Below are 4,945 nucleotides of genomic sequence, written 5' to 3' on the forward strand. Positions count from 1 at the left end.
GCCGCCGCCGTTGCCGCCGCCGTTGCCACCGTGACCGCCCCAGCCGCCGTTGCCGCCGCCGTTGCCGCCGCCCCAGCCGCCGTTGCCGCCGTGGCCGCCATTGCCCCAGCCGCCGTCGTGGCCGCCCCAGCCGCCACGACCCCAGCCGCCGTGCTCCCAGCCGCCACGGCCGAAGCCGCGGCCGGGCAGGCCGTACCAGCGGCCGGGCAGGCCGACGCGCCCATCGCACCAGCTACCCGGAAGGTCGTAGGTGCGGCCGTTGAGGATGTAGACCGGCTCGGTCAGCCCGGAGCCGCACGACGGCGAGACGTACACGCCGCCGTTCATGGCGTACTGGCAGCTCGGCAGCGTGTACGTGCGGCCGGCCACCACGTACTCGTGGATGCTGGTCGTCGTGGTCGTCGTGGCGACCGCGACGGTGCTGGGGAGGCCGTACAGGCGGCCGGGCAGGCCGGCGACGGCCTGGTCGCACCACTGGCCCGGAAGGGCGTAGGTGCGGCCGGAGAGGATGTACATCGGACGCGCGTACGTCGAGCCGCAGGACGGCGAGATGTAGACGCCCCCGTTGACCACGTACTGGCAGCTCGGCAGGACGTAGGTGCGACCGCCGAACATGTACCGGTGCGAGTAGTAACTGTCACGCAGATGACGCGGGAAGGTGTGTTTGCGGGCCGCCTTGCTCACCTTGACGACGTGGGAGCTGCTGGTGGCCGAGAAAGGAGCGGCGCTGGTCGCGGCGCTCGCGGACTCCGTCGCCATCGCCGCCGGGGTGATAAGAGCTGAAGCGGCGAGGGCTCCGGTGATGAGGGCTTTCTTCATCGTCAAGAGACGATCCTTTCGTGAGGTTGGCGGAAGATGCCATGCTCTTCCTGCTGACGGGCACCGAACACGCATTCAGAAAACGGTCAATTACGAACCGCCCGGCGGAATGCGTATCCCAATCGAGAACGGCGCGAATCGGACATTGGACAAGAGCCTCTCGGGAGGATCAGGAGCACGCATCCTCGGTCGAGACGCACGGCGGAATCAGAGATCCCGACTGTCAGGAGATTTTGATGACACATTGGGGTTGAAGAGGTCGAGCAAGCGCACACCCGCCGCAGACGCGATGGCCTCCGCCGTGGTACGGCGGCACGTCCCCCGCTTCAGCAGGGCGTCGATGCACTGCCGGGTAAGGGCCGCGCGGCGAGCGAACTCGGCCACACTTCCGTCATGGCCGAGCATCAAGGCGCGCAAGAGCGCCACACTCCGCAGGTGCATTTGTGGCTTTCCCGCCATAGCCAACCTCTCCGATGGTGACTACGTCATCAGAATTCGCTGACAGCTCGACTGCGGACATCACTGTAATGGGAATGGGTCGGCGTGCGCACGCGAAATCGAAAGGTTCCTCAAACGCGTCTCCAGCACGTCATGGTTTCGTGAGGCATCTTGTTGACACGACTGATCGGCGACCGCGCCGGGGTTCTCTCCCCGCCGTCAGGATCTACGGGCATGATGGGGGCGATCACCGAGAAAAAGCAGTCGAGGAGCTGACAACCAAATGCCGCCGCGCCGCGTGACAGGTGACCCCTCCCCCACTCCCCTGAGCGACTGCATCCGTGAGCACATCGAGGACCAGGGAATCAGCATCCGCACGCTGGCCCTGAGGTCCGAGAGCGCGACCACAGGCCAGCGGCTGACCGCCCAGTGGATCACCGACGTGCTGAGCGGCCGGGTCCCCCGCATGCCGGACATGTGGCGTCTGGAGGCGCTCGCCGCCGGCCTCGGCCGGGATCCCGACAGCGTGAAGGCCATGGCCATCACCCAGTGGATCGGCTGGGACGTCGTCGACGTTCCCGTGGGCGGGGGCGAGCGCCTCATCTTCCGGGTGCCGAAGGGGTACACCCCGGAACAGTCCAGCCACCTCGCGGACGAGTTGAAGAAAATGATCGACTCTGCCGGGGATCAGCCGGACAGCGACGGCCAATAATTGGATAAATGCCCGCACGTGTGAATATGCGGTATTGCACTGGATAAACGCGCTATTTTCCGAGCGAGACGCCGCGAATCCCGCCGGTCAATCGGCGACCCCGGGGCCGAGGAGGCAGGCGACCGCACGGCGGGCACGGGCGGGCGCCCCGGAGCCGCTGTGGGCGGGAGTCCGGGGGTCCACGGCATCACTCAAGCGGTGGCCGGGCCTGCGTCGCCGGTCCGCTCCCGGCCGGGGTCCTGCCAGGGGAAGGGCGCCAGGTCGGGCTCGACCCACCCGGTGCGGGCCTGCGGAGCGGCCAGCGTCGCCGAGCGGTAGAAGCGGCCGAGCAGCCGCTTGTCCAGCAACTCGGGATGCCGCTCGACGAAGGCGGCGAAGCCCGACGCGGCGGGATCGCCGGCGGCACGGGCGCCGACACGACCAGCGGCGTGATCGGCGGCCTGAGCGGCCTGGTCGGCGCAGGGGCCGGCGGGCTGAGCGACCTGGTCGGCACAGTGGCCGGCGACGTGCACGACGGAGTCTGCGGGGTGGGCGGCGTGGTGGGCCACCAGTTCCACCCACGCCCGGCTGACGGTGGCGTGGTACTTCTGGGGCGCTCCGGCATATCGGGCGGTGCGCCGGATTCCGGCGCTGACCAGGTCGACGGCGGCCGGCATGCCGACCCGGCGGACCGCGAGCCAGGTCAGGTGCAGGTGCGCGCGGTGGTCGAAGCGTCCGCCGTCCGCGGTCGCCTCGGCCATCAGCTCGTTGAACAGCCCGTCGGACAGCCCGTCGGACAGCGCGGCGGGCTCGGGCGTCTCGGGGTGTGGCGTGGTCATGCGGACACCTCCGCCAGCGCGCCCAGGACGGTGTGGAACCCGGCGATCGCCTCGGCCGGCAGGTCGGCGAGGGCGCGGTTCTCCAGCTCGGACAGGGTTCGCCGGATGGCCTCCGAGGCCTGGCGGCCGGCGGCGGTCAGCTCGACGACCACGACCCGGCGGTCGCCGGGGCGGGCGCCACGGGTGACGTGGCCGCGTCGCTCCAGCCGGTCCAGCACGCTGGTCAGGGTCGTGGGGCGGGTCCCGGCGGCGGCGCCCAGTTCGGAGACGGTCCGGCCCCGGCCGTCGGCGAGGATGGCCAACGCGTTGATCTCGGAGGCGGTCAGGTCGAGGTCGGCCAGTTTCGCGGTGAGGATCTGCAGGGTGGCGTGGGTGGCGCGCTGCAGGGCGAGCAGCGCGGACGGTTCGGCGACACTAGTCACGATATCGGAATATACGAAATCGTAGTATCGCTTCGCAAGCCCTCGTCCCACGGTCTCGGCCGTGGCCCACGGATGTCCGGGGGACGCTCCCGAATGAACGTCAGGCGCGCAGACCCGCGAAGAGGTCGTCCTCGCGGTCGGGGGCCGCGACGCGGGACATCCGGCGGATGAACGCCTCCTCGGCGAACACCTGCCGCTGGGCCTCCTCGGGCAGCCGCAGCAGGAAGATGGTGTCGCCCTGGCTCGCGTGGGCCCGCAGGGCCTTCATCTTGTCGTCGGCGTACGCGGCCACGTCGACGACCGTGGTGATCAGCTCGTCGGGGGTGCCGAAGTCGTCGGGCAGGTCGAACTCCTCGTTCGCCATGCCGCCGGCCCGCATCAGCTCGCCCAGCCGGCGGATCCTGTCGCGCGACACGGCCGAGTAGTAGAGCTTGTCCGGGATGCCGGTTCCCTCGACCGCCGCGACCGCGATCCGGTGGGCCTGGATGTGGTCGGGGTGGCCGTAGCCGCCGTTCTCGTCGTACGTGACGACGACCTGCGGGCGGTAGCGCTCCATGAGCTCGCCCAGCCGGGCGGCGGCCGTCTCGACCGGGACGTTGGCGAAGGCCAGGGCGTGCTCGTTGCCCTGCCAGCCCACCATGCCGGAGTCGCGGTAGCCCAGCGTCTCCAGGTGCGCGATCCGGAGGTGGGCGGCGGACTCGCGCAGTTCCGCGAGCCGCCGCTCGGCGACCGCCGCCTCGTCGTGGCCGGGCTCGCCCGGCTTCACGCCACCGGGCCCGTCGCCCTGCTCGCCGTTGGTGCACGTCACCAGGACGGTACGGACGCCCTCGTCGGCGTACCGGGCGAGGATCCCGCCGGTCGCGATGACCTCGTCGTCCGGGTGGGCGTGCACGGCCATGACGGTGAGCTCTCGGTCCATATTCGGTCTCCCCGGGCGTCCGGTTCTTGATCGCTGACGGTTACCCGATCGAGCCTATGTCCCCGTTCGAGGCGGCGCGGCGGTCAGCGCCTGCCGTACCGCTGGTTGAACCGCTCGACGCGCCCGGCGGTGTCGAGCACCCGGCCGCGGCCGGTGTAGAAGGGGTGGCTCGCGGAGGAGACGTCCACGTCGACGACGGGGTAGACGTTGCCGTCCTCCCACGCGATCGTCTTCTGGCTGGAGGCGGTGGAGCGGGTCAGGAACGCCACGCCCGCACCGGGGTCGCGGAAGACGACGGGACGGTAGTCGGGGTGGATGGTCTTCTTCAAGGTCATCGCTCCTCTCGGAACGTCACGTGACGGCGGACGACGGGGTCGTACTTGCGCAGCGTGAGCCTGTCGGGGTCGCTGCGCCGGTTTTTGCTGGTCACATAGGTGAAGCCGGTGCCCGCGGTCGACTTCAGCCTGACCACCGGGCGGAGCTCGTTCCTCGCCATTGGGGTTCCTTCCGACGAATGCGACGGTGATAACCGTTTTCGTCCGGTGGATGTTCCCGGGGCCGTGTCCCCGTGCTCTGGCGGGGTACGGCCGCCTCGGGGACATCGATTCGGGGGGCGACGATGGACGGTGACACGGGCGGGCGCGGGTCCTACACGGCGAACTGGCGGTTACGGGCGCCCGGGCCGGACTACTCGGGGCCGGGGGTGGACGCCGAGATGCGCGGCGAGCTGGGGGAGGCCCCGGTCGAACGCGAGGAGGCCTTCGGCGGCCGGGCCGCCCCGGCCCAGGAGCCGGTGGCGCGGGAGCAGGCGCGGCCC

Annotated in this window: 9 protein-coding genes; 2 read left to right on the plus strand and 7 right to left on the minus strand. The window is 70.4% G+C overall.

The annotated features are described in order from the left end of the window. Together MPTA5024_RS43050 and MPTA5024_RS44785 are read right to left on the minus strand one after the other, a co-directional pair. Positions 1 to 825: hypothetical protein (locus MPTA5024_RS43050; RefSeq protein ID WP_198167606.1), on the minus strand; the 825-nt coding region annotated here is incomplete at its 3' end. Positions 826 to 1,026: 201 nt separating this feature from the next. Beyond that, on the minus strand, positions 1,027 to 1,278 hold the full coding sequence (locus MPTA5024_RS44785; protein WP_372444997.1) for a helix-turn-helix domain-containing protein: 252 nt from the start codon (positions 1,276 to 1,278) through the stop codon (positions 1,027 to 1,029). Between the two features lie 262 nt (positions 1,279 to 1,540). Here MPTA5024_RS44785 and MPTA5024_RS36380 point away from each other — a divergent pair, with 262 nt between their 5' ends. Then, positions 1,541 to 1,969 (plus strand): helix-turn-helix domain-containing protein, encoded by a 429-nt coding sequence (locus MPTA5024_RS36380; RefSeq protein ID WP_036332617.1) that lies wholly within the window; start codon positions 1,541 to 1,543, stop codon positions 1,967 to 1,969. A 191-nt stretch (positions 1,970 to 2,160) separates the two neighbouring features. Here MPTA5024_RS36380 and MPTA5024_RS40435 read toward each other — a convergent pair whose 3' ends face one another. The 5 genes from MPTA5024_RS40435 to rpmG all read right to left on the minus strand — a co-directional run bounded on the left by MPTA5024_RS40435 (position 2,161) and on the right by rpmG (position 4,624). Further along, positions 2,161 to 2,787: a hypothetical protein gene (locus MPTA5024_RS40435; RefSeq protein WP_198167607.1), complete on the minus strand. Its 627-nt coding sequence runs from the start codon at positions 2,785 to 2,787 to the stop codon at positions 2,161 to 2,163. Further along, entirely contained in the window at positions 2,784 to 3,209 is a 426-nt protein-coding gene (locus MPTA5024_RS36390; RefSeq protein ID WP_036332619.1) for a MarR family winged helix-turn-helix transcriptional regulator, read from the minus strand. Before MPTA5024_RS36390 ends, MPTA5024_RS40435 begins: the two co-directional genes overlap by 4 nt. A 100-nt stretch (positions 3,210 to 3,309) precedes the next feature. Beyond that, the gene (locus tag MPTA5024_RS36395; RefSeq protein WP_036332621.1) at positions 3,310 to 4,128 is read right to left on the minus strand and encodes a PIG-L family deacetylase; all 819 of its coding nucleotides are present in this window, start codon (positions 4,126 to 4,128) and stop codon (positions 3,310 to 3,312) included. Positions 4,129 to 4,211: 83 nt separating this feature from the next. After that, complete coding sequence (locus tag MPTA5024_RS36400) at positions 4,212 to 4,457, minus strand: type B 50S ribosomal protein L31 (RefSeq protein WP_036332623.1); 246 nt, start codon at positions 4,455 to 4,457, stop codon at positions 4,212 to 4,214. 2 nt (positions 4,458 to 4,459) lie between these two features. Then, positions 4,460 to 4,624 (minus strand): 50S ribosomal protein L33, encoded by a 165-nt coding sequence (gene rpmG / locus MPTA5024_RS36405; RefSeq protein ID WP_036332625.1) that lies wholly within the window; start codon positions 4,622 to 4,624, stop codon positions 4,460 to 4,462. Positions 4,625 to 4,747: 123 nt separating this feature from the next. Between rpmG and MPTA5024_RS43055 the strand changes: the two genes are divergently transcribed. Continuing rightward, positions 4,748 to 4,945, plus strand: a 198-nt coding sequence (locus tag MPTA5024_RS43055; protein WP_198167608.1) for a hypothetical protein, incomplete at its 3' end; no start/stop codon positions are given.

Origin of the sequence: Microbispora sp. ATCC PTA-5024 (assembly GCF_000511135.2) — a bacterium.
GTDB lineage: Bacteria > Actinomycetota > Actinomycetes > Streptosporangiales > Streptosporangiaceae > Microbispora > Microbispora corallina.